General features: G+C 71.5%; 21 protein-coding genes and 1 other RNA gene. 6 read left to right on the forward strand and 16 right to left on the reverse strand.

Going from position 1 to position 18,578, the window contains the following annotated elements; translation table 11 throughout:
• Nucleotides 1–34: 34 nt before the first annotated feature.
• The 14 genes from LW587_RS13455 to LW587_RS13520 all read right to left on the reverse strand — a co-directional run bounded on the left by LW587_RS13455 (nucleotide 35) and on the right by LW587_RS13520 (nucleotide 11,170).
• The gene (locus LW587_RS13455) at nucleotides 35–646 is read right to left on the reverse strand and encodes a LysE family translocator (RefSeq protein ID WP_232630099.1); all 612 of its coding nucleotides are present in this window, start codon (nucleotides 644–646) and stop codon (nucleotides 35–37) included.
• 8 nt (nucleotides 647–654) lie between these two features.
• Entirely contained in the window at nucleotides 655–1,815 is a 1,161-nt protein-coding gene (gene recF, locus LW587_RS13460; RefSeq protein ID WP_232630100.1) for a DNA replication/repair protein RecF, read from the reverse strand.
• Nucleotides 1,808–2,104, reverse strand: coding sequence for a type II toxin-antitoxin system RelE/ParE family toxin (locus LW587_RS13465; RefSeq protein ID WP_232630101.1), 297 nt, complete (start codon nucleotides 2,102–2,104; stop codon nucleotides 1,808–1,810). Before LW587_RS13465 ends, recF begins: the two co-directional genes overlap by 8 nt.
• Nucleotides 2,101–2,343 (reverse strand): ribbon-helix-helix domain-containing protein, encoded by a 243-nt coding sequence (locus LW587_RS13470; RefSeq protein ID WP_232630102.1) that lies wholly within the window; start codon nucleotides 2,341–2,343, stop codon nucleotides 2,101–2,103. The genes LW587_RS13465 and LW587_RS13470 overlap by 4 nt, the downstream gene beginning before the upstream one ends.
• 170 nt (nucleotides 2,344–2,513) lie before the next feature.
• Nucleotides 2,514–3,635, reverse strand: a complete 1,122-nt coding sequence (dnaN, locus tag LW587_RS13475; RefSeq protein WP_232630103.1) for a DNA polymerase III subunit beta — start codon at nucleotides 3,633–3,635, stop codon at nucleotides 2,514–2,516.
• Nucleotides 3,636–3,919: 284 nt separating this feature from the next.
• Nucleotides 3,920–5,422: a chromosomal replication initiator protein DnaA gene (dnaA, locus tag LW587_RS13480; RefSeq protein WP_232630104.1), complete on the reverse strand. Its 1,503-nt coding sequence runs from the start codon at nucleotides 5,420–5,422 to the stop codon at nucleotides 3,920–3,922.
• A 710-nt stretch (nucleotides 5,423–6,132) separates the two neighbouring features.
• Nucleotides 6,133–6,399, reverse strand: a complete 267-nt coding sequence (gene rpsT / locus LW587_RS13485; protein WP_232630105.1) for a 30S ribosomal protein S20 — start codon at nucleotides 6,397–6,399, stop codon at nucleotides 6,133–6,135.
• A 194-nt stretch (nucleotides 6,400–6,593) separates the two neighbouring features.
• Nucleotides 6,594–7,607 carry a peptidoglycan -binding protein gene (locus tag LW587_RS13490; protein ID WP_232630106.1) on the reverse strand — a complete coding sequence of 338 codons (1,014 nt, stop codon included), beginning with the start codon at nucleotides 7,605–7,607 and terminating at the stop codon, nucleotides 6,594–6,596.
• Nucleotides 7,607–8,584, reverse strand: a complete 978-nt coding sequence (locus LW587_RS13495) for a MotA/TolQ/ExbB proton channel family protein (RefSeq protein WP_232630107.1) — start codon at nucleotides 8,582–8,584, stop codon at nucleotides 7,607–7,609. The genes LW587_RS13490 and LW587_RS13495 overlap by 1 nt, the downstream gene beginning before the upstream one ends.
• 173 nt (nucleotides 8,585–8,757) lie before the next feature.
• The gene (locus LW587_RS13500; protein ID WP_232630108.1) at nucleotides 8,758–9,582 is read right to left on the reverse strand and encodes a TIGR00282 family metallophosphoesterase; all 825 of its coding nucleotides are present in this window, start codon (nucleotides 9,580–9,582) and stop codon (nucleotides 8,758–8,760) included.
• Nucleotides 9,583–9,648: 66 nt separating this feature from the next.
• Nucleotides 9,649–10,239, reverse strand: coding sequence for a 5-formyltetrahydrofolate cyclo-ligase (locus LW587_RS13505; protein WP_232630109.1), 591 nt, complete (start codon nucleotides 10,237–10,239; stop codon nucleotides 9,649–9,651).
• A non-coding RNA gene (gene ssrS, locus LW587_RS13510) (6S RNA) lies at nucleotides 10,229–10,385 on the reverse strand. Before ssrS ends, LW587_RS13505 begins: the two co-directional genes overlap by 11 nt.
• Before the next feature lie 127 nt (nucleotides 10,386–10,512).
• Nucleotides 10,513–10,848, reverse strand: coding sequence for a cell division protein ZapA (locus LW587_RS13515; protein ID WP_232630110.1), 336 nt, complete (start codon nucleotides 10,846–10,848; stop codon nucleotides 10,513–10,515).
• 16 nt (nucleotides 10,849–10,864) lie between these two features.
• The gene (locus LW587_RS13520; RefSeq protein WP_232630111.1) at nucleotides 10,865–11,170 is read right to left on the reverse strand and encodes a DUF4164 domain-containing protein; all 306 of its coding nucleotides are present in this window, start codon (nucleotides 11,168–11,170) and stop codon (nucleotides 10,865–10,867) included.
• 396 nt (nucleotides 11,171–11,566) lie between these two features.
• Between LW587_RS13520 and gap the strand changes: the two genes are divergently transcribed.
• The 6 genes from gap (at nucleotide 11,567) to LW587_RS13550 (ending at nucleotide 17,430) form a co-directional block, all read left to right on the forward strand.
• Nucleotides 11,567–12,574: a type I glyceraldehyde-3-phosphate dehydrogenase gene (gap, locus tag LW587_RS13525; RefSeq protein WP_232630112.1), complete on the forward strand. Its 1,008-nt coding sequence runs from the start codon at nucleotides 11,567–11,569 to the stop codon at nucleotides 12,572–12,574.
• A gap of 112 nt (nucleotides 12,575–12,686) precedes the next feature.
• Nucleotides 12,687–13,187 carry a hypothetical protein gene (locus tag LW587_RS13530; RefSeq protein ID WP_232630113.1) on the forward strand — a complete coding sequence of 167 codons (501 nt, stop codon included), beginning with the start codon at nucleotides 12,687–12,689 and terminating at the stop codon, nucleotides 13,185–13,187.
• Nucleotides 13,188–13,211: 24 nt separating this feature from the next.
• On the forward strand, nucleotides 13,212–14,414 hold the full coding sequence (locus LW587_RS13535; RefSeq protein ID WP_232630114.1) for a phosphoglycerate kinase: 1,203 nt from the start codon (nucleotides 13,212–13,214) through the stop codon (nucleotides 14,412–14,414).
• A gap of 109 nt (nucleotides 14,415–14,523) precedes the next feature.
• Complete coding sequence (fba, locus tag LW587_RS13540) at nucleotides 14,524–15,591, forward strand: class II fructose-bisphosphate aldolase (RefSeq protein WP_232630115.1); 1,068 nt, start codon at nucleotides 14,524–14,526, stop codon at nucleotides 15,589–15,591.
• Between the two features lie 70 nt (nucleotides 15,592–15,661).
• A complete protein-coding gene (locus LW587_RS13545; protein ID WP_232630116.1) occupies nucleotides 15,662–16,330 on the forward strand; it encodes a thiamine phosphate synthase in 669 nt (222 codons plus the stop codon).
• The gene (locus LW587_RS13550; RefSeq protein ID WP_232630117.1) at nucleotides 16,327–17,430 is read left to right on the forward strand and encodes a tetratricopeptide repeat protein; all 1,104 of its coding nucleotides are present in this window, start codon (nucleotides 16,327–16,329) and stop codon (nucleotides 17,428–17,430) included. Before LW587_RS13545 ends, LW587_RS13550 begins: the two co-directional genes overlap by 4 nt.
• 108 nt (nucleotides 17,431–17,538) lie before the next feature.
• Here the strand turns inward: LW587_RS13550 and LW587_RS13555 are convergent, their stop codons facing one another.
• Both LW587_RS13555 and LW587_RS13560 read right to left on the reverse strand, forming a co-directional pair.
• A complete protein-coding gene (locus LW587_RS13555) occupies nucleotides 17,539–17,967 on the reverse strand; it encodes a hypothetical protein (RefSeq protein WP_232630118.1) in 429 nt (142 codons plus the stop codon).
• 132 nt (nucleotides 17,968–18,099) lie between these two features.
• Complete coding sequence (locus tag LW587_RS13560) at nucleotides 18,100–18,495, reverse strand: hypothetical protein (RefSeq protein WP_232630119.1); 396 nt, start codon at nucleotides 18,493–18,495, stop codon at nucleotides 18,100–18,102.
• Nucleotides 18,496–18,578: the final 83 nt, after the last annotated feature.

Genomic DNA, 18,578 nt, shown 5'->3' on the forward strand with positions numbered 1-18,578 from the left:
AGAACGGGATGAAGGCTCTCTCCCGCCTCGGGCCTCACCGCGTGGCAACCGCGAGAGCCGCACCCGCCATGAGGGTGCCGGCGCCGCGATTCACCGCCCGCCGAGCGCGCACCGAGACGAAGAGGCGCCGGACGCGGACCGCAGCCAGGGTGTAGGCGGCGAGCGTCGTGCTGAGCACGACCACGATCGTCACGGCGACCTCGACCATGCCGAGCGGCGTGATGTGGTCGAGATCGATCACGCTCGGCAGAAGGGCGAGGAAGAACAGGACGACCTTGGGATTGCCGAGGGTCAGGGCCAAGCCGCCGAGGAAGAGGCGCAGGCCGCTCTCGCCGCGAGCGGGCTCGCCCTCAAGGGGCTCGACCGGCGCGGTCCAGGCCCGCCATCCGAGATAGGCGAGATACGCCGCCCCGACGTAGCGGATGGCGACGAAGACGGGAGCGACGCCCTGCGCGAGCAGCGCGAACCCGGTCGCGGCGATCGCGAACCAGACCAGGTCGCCGACGATGAAGCCCGCGACGAAGGCCGGGATGCCCCGCGGGCCCCGCGCAAGGACGCGGGCGACGAGCGCGACGACGCCGGGACCGAACGACGCCACCGCGACCCCATAGACGGCGGCGAAGAGGACGATGCTCGACAGAGGCATGCGGCAACTCAGGCGATGTCCGGTGCGACGATGCGACCGTCCGCGATTCTGATCAGGTCGGCACGCCCCGACAACTCGGAAAACATCGCCGGGTCGGCGCCCGTCATCCAGACCTGGCTCTCCAGGGTTTCGAGGGCGTCGAACAGGCCGCCGCGGCGGCGCGGGTCGAGATGGGCGGCCACCTCGTCGAGGAGGATGAGGGGGGACAGCCCGCTCATGGCGCGGACCAGCCGGGCATGGGCCAGGACGAGGCCGATCAGCAGGGCCTTCTGCTCGCCGGTCGAGGCGGTGGCCGCCGGCACGTCCTTGGGACCGTGGCGGACGACCAGATCGGTGGTCTGCGGCCCGATCAGGGTACGGCCCGCCGCCCGGTCGCGATGGCGCCCCTGCATGAGCGCCCGGCGGAAGCGGTCCTCGGCTTCGAGCGCCGGCCAGACCGCGACGAGGTCGTCGAGGTCGCCCTCCAGCCGCACGGCCGCCCAGGGGAAGGGCGCTTCATCGTCCCGGGTCTCGGCGATCAGCCGGTCGAGGCGCTCGGCGGTCTCCCGGCGGGCGAGCGCCACGGCGACGCCGAGTTCGGCGACCTCCCGCTCCACCGCGTCAAGCCAGCGGCCGTCATCGGGGCGCTCGTCGAGGAGGCGGTTGCGCGAGCGCAGGGCCCGCTCCATCGCCGAGACCCGGGCCCCGTGGCTGGCATCGACGGCGAGCACGAGCCGGTCGAGGAAGCGGCGGCGGTCGCCGGCCGGACCGCGGAACAGGCCGTCGAGATCGGGGGTGAGCCAGACGATCCGCAGGAATTCGGAAAAGGCGACGGGGGAGGGGGCCGGGGCCCCGTCGATCCGGCAGAGGCGGCTGCCGCGGGCCTCGTGGACCGGCGGCTCGTAGCCGGTGCCGAGCCGATGCTCGGCCTCTCCGCTCTCCAGCACCACCGAGACCGCGAAGCCGCCGGGCCCGCCGACCCGGGCCATGGTGGCGAAATCGGCCCGGCGCAGCCCCCGGCCGGGGCAGAACAGCGAGACCGCCTCCAGCACGTTGGTCTTGCCCGCCCCGTTCTCGCCGACCAGCGCCACGAAGCGGCGTCCGGTGGCGAGGTCGAGATCGCTATGGTTGCGGAAGTCGCGGGCGATCACGCGGATCAGGCGCGTCGCCGGGGCTGGTGCTTCATTCATACGGCAGAAGGCCGGACCGATCCCGGGCGGAGTGGATGACGCGATCGATCAGGACGGCTTCATCGCTGACACGGTGGAGGATCAAGTAGGAGGGGAACACGAGGATGCGAACGTCCGCCGCGATCTCCGGCGCCGGCCGCCCCTGGAATGGGGTGCCGGAACGGGAACGGCAACGCACGCGACGTTCCGCGACGAAGGTCACCGCCCGCTTCGGATCGTCGTTCGCGATGACGTCGCCGATGTCTCTCAGGTCCGCCCGCCCCCGTCGCGCGATGACGACGGGTCTCACGAGCCGGCCGTCTCACTCGCTCCGTAGCGCGCGTCGAGCACATCCTCGACCGGCTCGTAGTGGCCGCTCTCGACGCCCTCGGCCCAGGCGGTTCTCAGCTCCACGAGCCGCGCCTCGCGCAGACGGACCAGGCGGATCCCCTCCAGCACGGCCGCGTCGGTCGAGGCATCGCGCCCGGCCGCGACGAGATCGTCGACGAAAGCCGCGTTTTCCGGCGTCAGGACGACTGGCTTCGACATGAGCTCCCTCGCACCGACCCATCGAGCCGGTCGAATCCGAACGAGGCGAGCGACCCGTTCGCCTGATACGGGCTCCGCTTGATCAAAGCGGAGCCCGTATCAGGCAAGCCCGCGCGGCGTTTGAGCGAAGCCCAAATCCGCCATCCCGAAGGGATCAACCGGATTTGGTATCACACCCGCATCGGCATCAGCACGTAGAGGGCGGCGGCGCCCTCGCGATCCTGGATCAGGGTCGGCGAGCCGGGATCGGCGAGCTTGAACAGCGCGGTGTCGCCCTGGAGCTGGGCGGTGATGTCGAGGAGGTAGCGGGCGTTGAAGCCGATATCGAGGGCGCCGGCCTCGTAATCGACATCGAGTTCCTCGGTCGCCGAGCCGGCATCCGGGTTGGTCACCGAGAGGGCGAGGCGCCCGTCGGTCATGGAGAGCTTCACGGCGCGGCCGCGCTCGGACGAGATGGTCGAGACGCGGTCGACGGCGCGGGCGAAGGCGTCACGCTCCACCGTCAGGCGCTTGTCGTTGCCGGTCGGGATGACCCGCTGGTAATCCGGGAAGGTTCCGTCGATCAGCTTGGAGATCAGGGTCACGCCGCCGGCGAAGGTGAGGCGGATCTTGGCGGGCGAGATCTCGACCGCGACGCTGTCGCCGCCGTCGTCCACCAGCTTCTGGATCTCGGCCACCGCCTTGCGGGGTACGATGATGCCCGGCATGCCGCGGCTGCCCTCGGGCGCGGCGGTCTCGACCCGAGCCAGCCGGTGCCCGTCGGTGGCGACCGCCCGCAGGGTCAGCGTGCCGTCGACCTCCATCGTGTGGAGATAGATGCCGTTGAGATAGTAGCGCGTCTCCTCGGTCGAGATGGCGAACTGCGTCTTCTCGATGAGGAGCTTCAGTTCGGCGGCGGGAATCGCAAACGAATGCGGCAGTTCGCCCGCCGCGAGATCGGGGAAGTCGCCCTCGGGGAGGGCGCCGAGCGCGAAGCGCGAGCGGCCGGAGCGGATCGTCATCTGCCCGGTCTCGCCGGAGGTCTCGAGGGAGACCTGGGCGCCGTCGGGGAGCTTGCGGACGATGTCGTAGATGACGTGGGCCGGGACCGTGGTGGCACCCGCGTCGATGACGTCGGCCGCGACTGTCTCGGTCACCTCGATATCGAGATCCGTCGCCTTCAGCTGAAGCCCGCCCTCGGCCGTGCGCAGGAGGACGTTGGACAGGATCGGAATGGTGTTGCGGCGCTCCACCACCCGATGCACGTGGCCGAGCGATCTGAGGAGGGCCGCGCGCTCGACAGTGACTCTCATCGACGAATCCGTAATTTCTCGAAACAACGCCCGCCCGCCCGCGATCCGGCCCTTGGACCTCGGACAGGGTGGGGCCGCACAGCTTGGCGAAGCGCCCCGGCGAAGGCAAGGGCGCGCGGGCGGCTGTCCCGGATGACCGCGCGGCCTCACGCGCCGGCGCCCGCGGGACGCGCCTCACGCAGGGAGGGCGAGCCGAGCCTCGGCCCGGGAGGTCCGCACCGGCTCGCGGGACGGAGCCGGTGCGGCATGAGCGCCGAGAGAACCGCCCGGATCCGGGACGAGGGTCAGTCCTGCAGCATCCGCTTCAGCAGCTCGACCTCATCGCCGAGCACCGCGTCCTCGCCGATCTGCTTCTCGATCTTGCGCACGGCATGGAGCACCGTGGTGTGGTCGCGCCCGCCGAAGCGGCGGCCGATCTCGGGAAGGGAGCGCAGGGTGAGCACCTTCGAGAGATACATCGCGATCTGGCGCGGCTTGACCACCGCGGCGGTGCGCCGCTCCGACAGGATGTCCGAGCGCGAGACGTTGTAGCGCGAGGCGACGAGCTTCTGGATGTCCTCGATCTTCACCCGCTTGGGCTCGCGGTTCTTCACGAGGTCGCGGATCGCCGATTCCGCGGTTTCCACGGTCACCGGCGCGCCGGTGAGGGTGGCATGGGCGAGGAGCCGGTTGACCGCGCCCTCGAGGTCGCGGCCGTTGGCCGTGATGGCGCGGGCCACGTAGGACGAGACGGCGGGGGAGACCTCGAAATTCGGGTGGCTCTGGCGCACGGCGGCGAGCCGGGCCGAGAGGATCGAGGTGCGCAGGCCCTCGTCCAGCGTGCCGATCTCGACCACGAGCCCGCCGGCGAGGCGCGAGCGCACCCGCTCGTCGAGGGCTTCGAGTTCGGTCGGGGGCCGATCGGAGGCCACCACGACCTGACGGCCGGAATCGATCAGGGCGTTCAAGGTGTGGCCGAACTCGGTCTGGATCGACTTGCCCTGAATGAACTGTACGTCGTCGAGGATGAGCAGGTCGATCGCCCGCAGGCGCTCCTTGAAGGCCAGGGCGCTCTGGGTCTTCAGGGCGTTGACGAAGCCGTACATGAAGCGGTCGGCGGTGAGGTAGATCACCCGCCGTCCCGCCTCACGGGCGGCGTGGCCGGCCGCGTGCAGCAGGTGGGTCTTGCCCAGGCCCACGCCGGCATGGACGTAGAGCGGGTTGTAGAGCGTGCTCTCGCCGTCGTTGCGGGCGATGCGCTCGGCCGCCGCATGGGCGAGGGCGTTCGAGCGGCCGACCACGAAGCTCGCGAAGGTCAGGCGCGCGTCGAGGGGCGCACCGTTGAGGTCGACCGACGCGCTGTCGCCCCGCGGGGCGGCGATCTCGGTCTCGACGCCGGGGCCGGGGCCCTGGAGGGCGGCGGGCGTCGCCGTGGCGTGGAGCCGGGTCAGCGGCCCCGTGGTGGGGTTGGACTTGCCCGCGGCCGGCGCCGAACGCACGGGGGCAGAGGGGCCGCGCACCCCGACCTCGATCCGGCTGACGCTGTCGGCCTCGGCCCGGAAGGTGGTGAGGACCCGGTCGAGATAATGCGACTCGATCCAGCTCTTGAGGAAGCGGGTCGGGACCGTGAGGCGGGCGACGCCGCCGGCGACCTCTTCCAGCTCGAGCCGGGCGAACCAGCTCGCGAACACGTCTTCCCCGAGTTCGGCCCGCAGGCGCCGCTTCACCCGAGCCCAGGCGGCGGGCACGTCGGTGCCGTGCCTGCCGTCGCCGCCATTGCCGTCCGCCATGCTGCCGTCGAGGTGCATCACCAACTCCCCTCGCACCCGCCCAACGGACCGGACCGGCGCGTACGCAAACTACACGAGAGGACCCCACCGACCGGGCGGGACCCGCCGAACTCCGCGGCACTGTCAAGAGCCAGGCCTGCGGTCATCGTCTAAGAAGCCTGTGTATCAACAATCCTCTATCGTTCTCCTAACAACGGGACGATCGGGGACAACTTCTTCGCCGGCACGGAGTCGCGAAGCGGCGCCCGGCGAGTCGAAGGCGTGCGGGCATCTTGGGGAAGACTCGTGCGGCCTCGGTGCTCACCTTGTGGGGCGACCCCGCCATCAAGGTTCTGTTAAGCTACACGCCCGGCTACGACTCAGCGAGTCGAGAACGATTCGAACGTGGTTAACCGATATTTGCCGACGCTCGAACCGGCCGGGGCAAGGGCGAATCCGGGATAACGGCACGATCCCTGTGGAGAAGACGCGGAGTCCGGTGCATGGGCGGGCCGCTGAGGATGGGCTCGGGCATGGGGCCGGGCATGGGGCCGGGCATGGGGCCGGGCCTGCCCCGGCACGGCGTCCGGCGGCGGAGCGAACAGGCAGGGCGCCGAACCAGCAGGGCGCGCCAGGAAGGCGGGAGCGCGTGCGGAGCGGCCGGTCTCGGCGCACGAAAAAAGCCCGGCGCAAGGCCGGGCTCGGATCGTCGCATCGATGAGGCCCGGCCGATCGGCCGGGAACCAGGCTCAGGCCGCGATGGCCTTCACCCGGGCGGCGAGGCGCGAGACCTTCCGCGAGGCGTTGTTCTTGTGAACGATGCCATGCTGGGCCGCGCGCATGATCTCCGGCTCGGCGGCGCGGAGGGCGGACAGGGCCTCGCCCTGGTCACCAGAGGCAATCGCCTCCTCGACCTTGCGGACAAAGGTGCGCATGCGGGAGCGGCGCGAGCGGTTGATCGCCGTGCGCTTGGCGATCTTGCGTGTCATCTTCTTGGCCGACACGGTGTTGGCCATGGGGCATCCTCGTCTGGTCGTGGCGGCAACGACCCGAGCGGGGGAGTCCCGTATCGGTCGGCGCGGCCTGAATGATGGGCAATGACGAAGCGTCCGGTCACCGAAGGGCGTACCGGCCGCGGAGCGGGTCCTATAGCGGCGCCCCAGGGTCTCGTCAACAAATCGTCACGGCAACGGCGCGACGGCGCGGACGCTCAGCGCTCCGTGAGCTTCATCTCGATGCGCCGGTTCTTGGCATAGGCCTCTTCCGTGGTGCCGGATTCGAGCGGCTGGAACTCGCCGAAGGCCCCGGCCAGCAGCCGCTGCGGCGGGATGCCCTTGCCGCGCAGGTACTGCACCACCGCGATGGCCCGGGCCGCCGAGAGCGCCCAGTTCGAGGGGAATTGCGCCGACTGGATCGGACGGGCGTCGGTATGGCCGTCGACCCGCAGCACCCAGGGGATGTCGGCGGGGATCTCCCGCGCGATGTCGACGATGGCGCCGGCGATGCGGTCGATCTCCGGCCCGGCCTCGGGCTTCAGCGCCGCCGAGCCCGCGGCGAACAGCACCTCGGATTGCAGCACGAAGCGGTCGCCGACGATGCGGATGTCCGAGCGGCTGCCGACGATCTGGCGCAGGCGCCCGAAGAAGTCCGAGCGGTAGCGGGCGAGTTCCTGGACCCGCTGCGCGAGGGCCACGTTGAGGCGGCTGCCGAGTTCGGCGATGCGGGCCTGGCTCTCGCGATCGCGCGATTCGGAGGCCGACAGCGCGTCCTCCAGAGCGGCGAGCTGGCGGCGCAGGGCCCGGATCTGCTCGTTGAGCAATTCGACCTGGTTCTGGGCGCGCTGCGTCGCGCCCCGCTCGGCGGCGAGCTGCGCGTCGGTGTCGGCGCTCCGGCCCTGGCTCGCCTGGGCGGCGTCGGAGAGCGCCTGGAAGCGATCGCGGTCGGCTTCCGTGGCGGTGAGCGTGTTGCGCAGGCCCGAGGCGGCCTCCTCCTGCGCCCGGCGCGCCGAGCGCTCCAGGGCCAGGAGATCGGTGAGATCGGCGATCTGGCGGTTGAGGCGGGTCAGCACCGCGTCGCGGCCGGTCAGCTCCTGCGACAGGAAGAATTGCCCCACGACGAAGACCGTGAGGAGGAAGACGACGGCGAGGAGGAGGGTGGCGAGGGCGTCGACGTAGCCCGGCCAGACATTGAGGCTGCGGTGGGCCCGGACGCGGCTCGACGCCATTACTCCGCCTTCCCGCGGGCGAGCCGCTCGAGCACCTGCTTCAGCTCGCGCTCGCGGGCGGCCTGGGCCTCGACCCAGTCGCGGATCATCTGCTGCTCGGCCCGCATGTGCTGGACGAGGCCCTGGATCCCCTCGGCGAGGTTGGTCATCGCCTGCGTCGCCGCCCGCCCGCCGGCGCCCTCAGAGACGACGCCGGTGAGCCGCTCGACCGCGGCCTGAAGCTCGCGGGCGAGGGCCGGGTCCTGCGCGGGCGCGGCGGCGGTCACGACCGCCTGGGCCTCGCCGGAGACCAGCCAATCCTCCAGCTCGTTGTGGAATCGGGCATGGGCCTGGCCCGCCTGAAGGTCGAGGAAGCCGACGACGAGGGAGGAGGCGAGGCCGAACAGCGAGGCCGAGAAGGCCAGGCCGATGCCGGAGAGCGGTACGGCGAGCCCGCTCTTCAGCTCGTCGAACATCACCGCGGCATCGCCCCCGCCGCGCATCCCGCCGATGACCGCGCCCACCGCCGAGAGCGTCTCGATCAGGCCCCAGAAGGTGCCGAGCAGGCCGAGCAGGATCAGGATGCCGGCGACGTAGCGCAGGATCTCCCGGCCCTCGTCGAGGCGGGCCGCGATGGTGTCGAGCAGGGCCCTGGTCCCGGAGAGCGTCACGCCCTCGCGCCGCGCCTCGAGCGCCGGCACGAGCGGCGCCAGCAGCAGGGGCTTCTCCTTCGGCGCCTGCCCGGCGGCGACCGCGTTGACGTAGCGCGTCTCGCGGAACAGGCGGGTGACCTGCCCGAAGGCGAGCAGCACCGCGATCAGCAGCACGCCGAGGATCAGACCGTTGAGGCCGGGATTGGCGAGGAAGGCCGGGGTGATCTGCCGGTAGAGGACGAAGGCGAGGAACCCGACCAGCGCCAGGAAGACCAGCATCCGCACCAGGGTCATGCCGGGCTTGGCGAGGGGCAGGTTCTCGGGAGACGCGGGACGGGCCGCCATCGGGTCCATGCTCGTGTTTGAGGCCGACGCCGGGGGGATGGCACCGCGCGGGAGTGACGCGGCGGCACTCTGGCGACTCGGTCCCGCGCGATCAAGTCGGGCCGTGGCCGCGTCCCGGACCTCTTGCGGTTGGAACGCCGGGTCGCCGGGCCCCGTGCCTCACGGGGCCGCCGTCATCCCTCCCAGTCCCGCGGCCAGCTCTCCTCCAGATGGGGCCCGAGCCGGACCGCCCAGACCCTTTTTGCGAGGCCGGTGGCGTCGTCGGTCTCGACGGCGACGCCGCAGAGCGTGCCGGGGCCGGAGGCGGTTTCCAGCCGCGAGCCCGGCGTCTTCTGGAGGAAGCGGCGCACCGGCTCCTCCTTCTGCATGCCGAGGACGGAATCGTAGTCGCCGCACATGCCGGCATCCGACAGATAGGCGGTGCCGTGCGGCAGGATGCGGTGGTCGGCGGTCGGCGCGTGGGTGTGGGTGCCGACGACGAGACTCGCCCGCCCATCGAGGAAATGCCCCATCGCCTGTTTCTCGCTGGTGGCCTCGGCATGCATGTCGACGATCACCGCATCCGCCGCCGCCCCCAGCGGGCAGGCCTCCAGTTCCCGGTCGGCCGCCGTGAAGGGATCGTCGAGGGGATCGAGATAGATGCGGCCCATCACGTTGACGACGAGGACGCGGGCGCCGCGCGGGGTCTCGATCACCGTGGCGCCGCGGCCGGGCGTGCCCGGCGGGTAGTTGGCCGGCCGGATCAGCCGCGGCTGGCGGGCGATGAAGACGAGCGCCTCGCGCTGGTCGAAGGAATGGTTGCCGAGGGTCACCGCGTCGGCGCCGGCCTGGAGGATCTCGTCGCAGATCGACTCCGTGATGCCGAAGCCGCCGGCGGCGTTCTCGCCGTTGATGACGACGCAATCGAGCCGCCAGCGCTCGCGGAGTTGGGGCAGGCGATCGGTCACCGCTTGGCGGCCGGGTCGGCCGACGATGTCGCCGAGGAAGAGGATGCGCATGAGCATCGGCCCGAAAGTGGACACCGGCCCCGAAGCGGGCGCCGCGTGGTCGCGAGGATGGAGCGCTCAGCCCTGCCGCAGCGGCACGGGGCCCTGTTCGGTCACCAGGTGGTCGAGCGGTCGGTCATGCGGCTCGGCGGGCACCGCCGCGACCTCCTGCACCGAGAAGGCGATGCCGACGGTGAGCACCGGGCCGTTCTTCGAGAGCCGCTCGATCGCCTGATCGTAATAGCCCGCGCCATAGCCGATGCGCTGGCCCGCCCGGTCGAAGGCGGCCAGGGGCACGATCAGGGCGGTCGGGTCGAGGGGGGGAAGGTCGTCGCGGGGCTCGGACAGGCCGAAGCCGCCCTTCACGAGTTCCTCGCCCGCCCGCCATTCGCGGAAGACGAGGCCCTGCTTCGTGACCTTCGGCAGCGCCACCCGCTGGCCGCGGGCGAACAGGCGCTCGATCAGCGGGCGCGGGTCGATCTCGCTGCGGATCGGCCAGAAGGCGCCGACCAGGGGCGCCCGCGCGAGATCGGGCATCGCCGCGATGGTCTCGGCGGCGCGGCGCGCGCCGTCGGCACGATCCTCGGGCGAGAGGGCGTCGCGGCGGGCGAGCGCCTCGGCACGGATCTGCGCCTTGAGGGCACGCGAGGGGGAAGAGTGCGGAGCCACCTGAGCCGTTGGAGTGTCGATCCCGGGAAACCTACAGAGTAGGTGGGCGCCGTGTTGGCCAAGTCCACGGACGAGGCCAGTGACAGCTCCCGAGGGAGTCGATAAGGCCCCGGGGAAAGTTCTCCTGACGAACTCGGCAGCCCCGCCCGTCAGATGTAGAGCCGGCGCGGCTCCGGCGCTAGGGGCAAAGCGTGCGACCCGGAGGCCGGCCCCGGAAAAGTCGCCGGAGCGATCGGACCGGCAGGCTCAGGCGCAAACGATCCCCGCCCGGCCTTATCCCCCCGAATGTCCCGACAGCGCCCGGGCGAGCCGGTCGATGCGCTCGGCGGCGACGCCGACCCCCGTCGCAAGGCGGGCCTGCTCGCCGGCCTCGCGGGCGGCCTCGCGCTCCAGCTCGCCGATCCGGCGCCGGGCCTCCTGCAGCTCGTCGGCCAAGGTCAGCGCGGCCATGACCTGGAGGCGCATGTCGCCGATCTCGCCGAAGGTCCCGCGCATGCCGGTGATGCGCCGGTCGAGATCCTCGGCCAGCGTCGTGAGGTGGCCTTCCTCGCCCTCGCCGCAGGCCATCCGGTAGCTCTTGCCCGCGATGGTGACGGTGACGTGCGGCATCCGACGACGACTCTTCTCACTCGCGGCCGGGGGGGCCGGACAGCACATCCTTCACGGTCTCGATGGCGCGATCGAGGCGGCGGCCGACTTCGCCGGTGGTGGCGTTCATCCGGGCGAGCCGGGCACCGGCGGCGTCGAGCTCGGCGGCGAGCCGGGCGCGGTCCTCTTCGAGAAGCGCGAACTCCGTCTCCCGGTCGCCGCGGCTGCGCTCGGCCTCCAGCCGACGGGCCACCGCCGTCTCGAGCAGCGCCAGGGCCGCGTCGAGGCGGTGCATCGCCTCTTCCAGGGTGACCGCCGTGTCCTTGTCCACCGTTTTCGCCATACCGACCCGACCGACCCCACCTCCGTGCCCGCCCCCGAGCGGGACGAGGTTTCCGCCAACGGCTTCCGAAATTCCAGTCCGTTCGCGGGCCATGCCCGATCTTTGACAGCCCCGGTCGCCATGGTAGAGAGCCGGCGCCCGGCCCCCGCGCTCAGTTCTCCGTGCCCTCGCGCGGCCGCAGCCCAACGGAATCTCGACCGTGCCCCTTCCCGGCTTCCCGCGCAGACCGTCCGCCGTCCGGACCTGCGCGGGTGCGAGCCGTCGGCCGGTTCATGCCAGGTTCAGCGCGGCCCCGCATGGAGCGGTCCCGCTGTCGTCGGACGAGGGGCGCCCTCGCACCGCATCATCGGTCCCCCATCGGCGCACCCGCGCGCCCCAATACGAAGGAGTCACGCCGTGACCGTCAAGGTTGCCATCAACGGGTTCGGGCGCATCGGCCGCAACGTGCTGCGCGCCATCCACGAAGCCGGCCGCAGCGACATCGAGGTCGTGGCGATCAACGATCTCGGCCCCGTCGAGACCAACGCCCACCTGCTGCGCTACGATTCCGTGCACGGCCGCTACCCGGGTGAGGTCGCGGTGGACGGCGAGTACCTCGTCGTCGACGGCAAGCGCATCAAGGTCACGGCGGTGCGCAACCCCGCCGAGCTGCCCCACAAGAATCTCGGCGTCGACGTCGCGCTGGAATGCACCGGCATCTTCACGTCGAAGGACAAGGCCAAGGCCCATCTCGAGGCGGGCGCCCGCCGCGTCCTCGTCTCGGCTCCCGCCGACGGCGCCGACCTCACCGTCGTCTACGGCGTCAACCACGACAAGCTCACGGCCGAGCACCTCGTGGTCTCGAACGCCTCCTGCACCACGAACTGCCTCGCCCCGGTCGCCCAGGTCCTCAACGCGACCGTCGGGATCGAGCGCGGCTTCATGACGACGATCCACTCCTACACCAACGACCAGCCCTCGCTCGACCAGATGCACAAGGATCTGTACCGCGGGCGGGCGGCGGCGCTCTCGATGATCCCGACCTCGACGGGCGCGGCCAAGGCGGTGGGCCTCGTTTTGCCGGAGCTGAAGGGCCGGCTCGACGGCACCGCGATCCGCGTGCCGACCCCGAACGTCTCGGCGGTCGACCTCGTCTTCACGGCCAAGCGCGCGACCTCGGTTCAGGAGATCAACGACGCGATCAAGGCCGCCGCGGAAGGCCCGCTCAAGGGCGTGCTCGGCGTGACCGACCGGCCGAACGTGTCGATCGACTTCAACCACGATCCCCACTCCTCGACCTTCCACCTCGACCAGACCAAGGTCATGGACGGCACCTTCGTGCGCATCCTGTCCTGGTACGACAACGAGTGGGGCTTCTCGAACCGCATGGCCGACACCGCCGTCGCGATGGCCAAGCTGATCTGACCCGAGCCGATCCGCGGGCGGCTTCACCGCCGCCCGCGCGAGGCACGCAATCACGCACGATGTCCGGGCGGCCCCGCCCGCCGAAGCGTCCGACGAGCAGGGTGAGCCGCCGATGACCGAGACCGCGCCGACCAAGACGACCGGAACCGACTTCATCCCCGTCACCCCGGCCCCCGCGACGCCCGCCCCCGCGGCTCCGCCCGCCCCGCCGCCCGTTTCTCGGGGCCCCGTCGGCCCGGCCGAGACCGCCGCCTCCGCCCCCGTCAACGTCGCCGACCAGCTCGCCCGCATCGAGGACAAGGCGGCGCGGATCGAGGACAAGTACGCCCGCTCCGAGGCGTTGCTGTCGCGGGTCGAGGAGAAGGTCGAGGGCGCCTCCGCCCGCATGAACGAATCCGCCCGCCAGGCCGACCTCGCCTCCCTGCGCGGCGAAGTGCGCGGCATGGCCGACCGGGTGGCGCGCCTGCCCGGCACCGGCGCCCTGGTGCTGACCGCGCTGATCACCTCGGTGCTCACCGTCGCCCTGATGGTCGCGGTGCAGCGGGCCGATCTCGATCGGCTGCTGCCGCCGAGCCTCGGCGGCCAGACCCAGACCCAGACGACGAATCCCTGATCTCTCCCGCGAATTGACAGGCCCATGACGGACTTCCGCACCCTCGACGATGCCGGCCCGCTGAACGGCAAGCGCGTGCTCCTGCGCGTGGACCTCAACGTGCCGATGGAAGCGGGCCGCGTCACCGACGCGACCCGCATCGAGCGGGTGGTGCCGACGATCCGCGAGATCGCCGACCAGGGCGGCAAGGTGATCCTGCTCGCCCATTTCGGCCGTCCGAAGGGCAAGCCGGACCCGAAGGACTCCCTCAAGCCCATCCTGGCGACGCTCGCCGAGAAGGTCGGCAAGCCGGTGGCCTTCGGCGAGGATTGCGTCGGCGAGGCCGCCGCCTCGGCCGTGAACGCCTTGCAGGACGGCGACGTGCTTCTTCTCGAGAACACCCGCTACCACGCGGGCGAGGAGAAGAATTCCACCGACTTCGCCGAGGCCCTGGCGGCGAACGGCGACCTCTACGTCAACGAGGCCTTCTCCGCCGCCCACCGGGCCCACGCCTCGACCGAGGGCCTCGCCCGCCTGCTCCCGGCCTATGCCGGGCGCCTGATGCAGGCCGAGCTCGACGCGCTCTCCAAGGGGCTGGAATCGCCGGCCCGTCCCGTGATCGCCATCGTCGGCGGCGCCAAGGTCTCCACCAAGATCGACCTCTTGGAGAACCTCGTCGCCAAGGTCGACATGCTGGTGATCGGCGGCGGCATGGCCAACACCTTCCTGCACGCGCAGGGCAAGGATGTCGGCAAGTCGCTCTGCGAGAAGGATCTGGCCGAGACCGCCCAGCGCATCCTGGCGGCGGCCAAGGAGAAGAACTGCACCATCATCCTGCCCGCCGACGCCCTGATCGCCCGCGAGTTCAAGGCGAATGCCGAGAACGAGACCGTGCCGGTCGACAGCGTGCCCTCCGATGCGATGATCCTCGATGTTGGCGCCGCCTCGATCGCCTCGATCGACGGCGCCATCGATGCGGCGCGCACGCTGGTCTGGAACGGGCCCCTCGGCGCCTTCGAGCTGACCCCCTTCGACACCGGCACGGTCGCGGTCGCCCAGCACGCGGCGGCCCGCACCCGGGCCGGCCAGCTCGTCAGCGTGGCCGGCGGCGGCGACACGGTGGCGGCCCTCAACCATGCGGGCGTGGGCGAGACGTTCTCCTACGTCTCGACCGCGGGCGGCGCCTTCCTCGAATGGCTGGAAGGCAAGGAACTGCCCGGCGTCGAGGCGCTGCGGGCGAAGGGCTGAGACGACGTCGCTGCCGCCTCGTCTCCCCGCCGCGGGGAGGGGAGGGCGGCCCCGTTCCGTGACCTGAAAAGGCCTTCAGCGAAGGCCCAACCGCGCGAGGTATCGACCCATGGCACGCATCACCCTTCGGCAGCTCCTCGATCACGCCGCCGAGTACGGCTACGGCGTGCCCGCGTTCAACCTGAACAACATGGAGCAGGGGCTCGCCATCATGGCGGCGGCCGATGCCACCGATTCGCCGGTGATCCTCCAGGCGAGCCGCGGCGCCCGCGCCTACGCCAACGACGTGGTGCTGGCGAAGCTGATCGACGGCCTCGTCGAGATCTACCCGCACATCCCGGTGTGCATGCATCTCGACCACGGCAACAACGAAGCCACCTGCGCCACCGCGATCCAGTACGGCTTCACCTCCGTCATGATGGACGGATCGCTTAAAAGTGACGGCAAGACCCCGGCCGATTACGCCTACAACGTCGAGATCACCCGCAACGTCACCAAGATGGCCCATTGGGCCGGCGTCTCGGTCGAGGGCGAACTCGGCGTCCTCGGCTCGCTGGAGAGCGGCACCGGCGAGGCCGAGGACGGCCACGGCGCGGAAGGGGAGCTGTCCCACGACCAGTTGCTCACCGACCCGGAGGAGGCGGTGAAGTTCGTGCGCGAGACCAAGGTGGACGCGCTGGCCGTGGCGATGGGCACCAGCCACGGCGCCTACAAGTTCACCCGCCAGCCCGACGGCGACGTGCTCGCCATGAACGTGATCGAGGAGATCCACCGCCGCCTGCCGACGACCCACCTCGTCATGCACGGCTCCTCCTCGGTGCCGCAGGAGCTGCAGGACATCATCAACAAGTTCGGCGGCCAGATGAAGCCGACCTGGGGCGTGCCGGTCGAGGAGATCCAGCGCGGCATCAAGCACGGCGTGCGCAAGATCAACATCGACACCGACAACCGGATGGCCATGACCGGCCAGATCCGCCGCGTCCTCACCGAAACGCCGGAAGAGTTCGACCCGCGCAAGTACCTCAAGCCCGCCATGGAGGCGATGACCAAGCTGTGCAAGCAGCGCTTCGAGGAGTTCAACACCGCGGGCCAGGGCTCGAAGATTCGCCCGATCTCCGTGGCCGAGATGGCCAAGCGCTACGCCAGCGGCTCCCTCGATCCGCGCATCGACGCCTGATCCCTCCGCGCCCGGTCCATGACCGGGCGCCCGAAGGCCCGGCCCGCACAGGTTAGGATCCGAGGTTCCCATGGCCGAGACCGAGACGGCGGGGCCCGCACCCCGCCTCGCCCTGCTCACTCCCTACGGCCTCGGCCTCCCGGAGGCCGAGGCGACCGCGACGGCGCTCACGGCCGCCTGCGCCGCGGGCGACGTCGCCGCCGTACTCCTGCGGCTGGCGCCCTCCGACGAGCGCGGCCTCGTCAACCTCCTCAAGCAGCTCTGTCCGGCCGCCCAGGAGTGGGGCGCGGCGGTCGTTGTCTCCGTGCCGGGCTTTGCCGGCGACCTCGTCAGCGTCGCGGCCCGGGGCGGCGCGGACGGGGTGCATCTCGACCGGCCGGACGAGCCCGCCCTGCGCGACCTGCGCGGGCGCCTGCGCGACGGGCGCATCCTCGGGGCCGGCGGCGTGCTCGGCTCGCGCGACACCGCCATGCTCGCCGGTGAGGCGGGCGCGGATTACCTGATGTTCGGCGGGCTGTTTCCCGACGGGGTCGCCCCCGATCCGGACGAGGTTCGCGAGCGCGCCGCGTGGTGGGCCGAGATCTTCGAGACGCCCTGCATCGCGGTGGCGGCTCAGGCCGGCGAGGTCGCGGGGCTCGCTGCGACCGGGGCCGAGTTCGTCGGCCTCGAAAGCGCCCTCTGGCTCGGCGATGCCGAGGCCGTGCGGATCGCGCAGGCGCAGCTCGACACGGTGCGATGACGGTTTTCGGGGTTTCGAACACGTCCTCCCGCTCGCGCCAGGCTGCGGACCGGGGGAGGGCGAGGCGGCGGCTGCGCCTCGGTTCGCTCCTGGCGGTCTTCGCCGTCACAGTGCCGGCCGGCTTGCAGGCCGCCCCGAAGCCGCCCGCCCCGGAGGCCGCCGCGCCCAAGGAGGCCAAGCCGACAGGCAAGGGCCTGGAGCGCGAGCTGCCCTCGCCCTACTCGTCGAACGCCGAGGGCGCGAAGCCCGCGACCGGCCAGGCCAACGCCGATGCGGCCTACGGCGCCTACCAGCGCGGGCGCTATGTCACCGCCTTCCGCGAGGCGACCAAGCGCATCGAGGCGAACCCGAAGGACGCCGCCGCGATGACGCTGCTCGGCGAGCTGTACAATCAGGGCCTCGGGGTCAAGCAGGACCCGAAACGGGCCCGCGAATGGTACCGCCTCGCCGCCGCCCAGAACGAGCCCCACGCCATGGCCTCCCTCGGCCTGATGGCGATGGATGGCCGCGGGGGCCCGAAGGACGTGAAGGCCGGGCGGACCTGGCTGGAACAGGCGGCCCAGCGGGGCGAGGCGAGTGCCGCCTACAATCTCGCTTTGATCCAGATCGGCGACGGCGGGCCCGACGACCTCACGGCCGCCGTCACGAACCTGCGCCGGGCGGCGGAGGCCGAGATCGCCCCCGCCCAGCACGCCCTCGGGGTGCTCTATCTCCAGGGGCGGGGCGTCGCGAAGGACACGACCCAGGCCGCGACCTGGTTCCGCCGCGCCGCGGATAACGGCGACCTCGCGGGCGAGGTCGAGTTCGCCATCCGCCTGTTCAACGGCGACGGCGTGGTCAAGGACGAGGCGCGAGCCGCGCGCTACTTCCTGCACGCGGCTCGCCGCGGCAACGCCATCGCCCAGAACCGGGTCGCCAAGCTGTACCTGCTGGGGCGCGGTCTTCCGAAGAACCTCGTCGAGGCGGCGGCCTGGAACCTGACCGCGGCGGCGCAGGGGCGCTCCGACGAAGGGCTCGATCAGGGCACCGCCGGGCTCAAGCCCGAGGAGCGCAAGCGCGCCGAGGCCCTGGCCACCGAGCGGGCGAATCTCCAGCGGTAGAGGATCGTCCGGGAGACCGGCTCCGCGACGACGCGCTCCGGTCCGGCGCCCCCTCGTCGTTGTACGAAAGCCAGCCCCCCGATCGGGACGCTGCCCCGCAGCGGGCGGTCAGTGGCGTCCGTCCGGCTCGCCCTCCTTGTCGGCGGGCGGGACGGCGCTCGCCACCGCGGTCGGCTCCAGCATCGGCTGGAGGCGGGCGGCGAGCTGTTTGTCGAGATGGCGGGCATAGGCGCCCTTGAAATAGCGCTCGCCGGTGCCGCGGCCGTAGGCCTGATCGTGGGCGACCGCCATACGCTGCACTTCGGGCCGGCACAGGAAGCCGATCACGCCCGCGGCCTCGTACCAGTGGCCGTCGCGGGCCAGCCGAATCGCCCGGGGATTCGAGAGCACGGTCTCGGCGAAACAGGCGGTCGCCGCTTCCTCGAGCGGCTTCAGCACCGCGTGTGGGCTGCCGGGCACGTGCTGGCGGGCGGGTCGCGCCTCCGCCGCGTGGGAGACCAGGGCGACGGCAAGACCGCAGAGCAGCACGGCTTTCATGGTGGCGTCTCGAACCGATGTCGAACGCGCACATTGTTCGCTGAACAAACGGACAGATCTAGGGCGAGGCCGGGGCTTTCAGGCCGTCCCGGGCGACAATCCCGGGCTGTCGCCGCGCCGCAACACCGGGCGTCAGCCCCGGCGCACCGCGTTCCAGCTGCCGCTGCAGCTGATCAGCCCGCCCCCGACGGTCTCCCAGGTGCCCGAACCGCTGCCGCCGGCGGTGAGGCGCCCGACCACCTGCGCGGCATCCTGGCCGCGGGAGATGATGCCGCGCACCGCGCCGTTCGGCGCGACCCGGCCGCTGATGTTGAACTCGCCCCCGCCATAGATCGCTTCGCCGCGCTGGATCTGGACGCCGTAGCGGTAGGCCCGGTCGCAGGGTCCGTCGCGGGTCACGACCTCGATGCTCCAGCGCCCGTCGTAACGGTGCGGCACCGGCACCTTGCGCTTGGCCGCGTCGGCGGGACCGAGGACCGCCAGGGTGACGACGGCGGAAAGGCAGGTCGCGAGGATGGGCAAGCGCATGGCGTCGGGTCCGGCTGTCCAAGCGGCGGCTTGGCAAGGGGGCTTCGGCAAAGGGGCATTGCAACGGGGGCTCGGCCCTTGGG

Origin of the sequence: Methylobacterium sp. Leaf118, from assembly GCF_920984675.1 — a bacterium.
Lineage (GTDB): Bacteria > Pseudomonadota > Alphaproteobacteria > Rhizobiales > Beijerinckiaceae > Methylobacterium.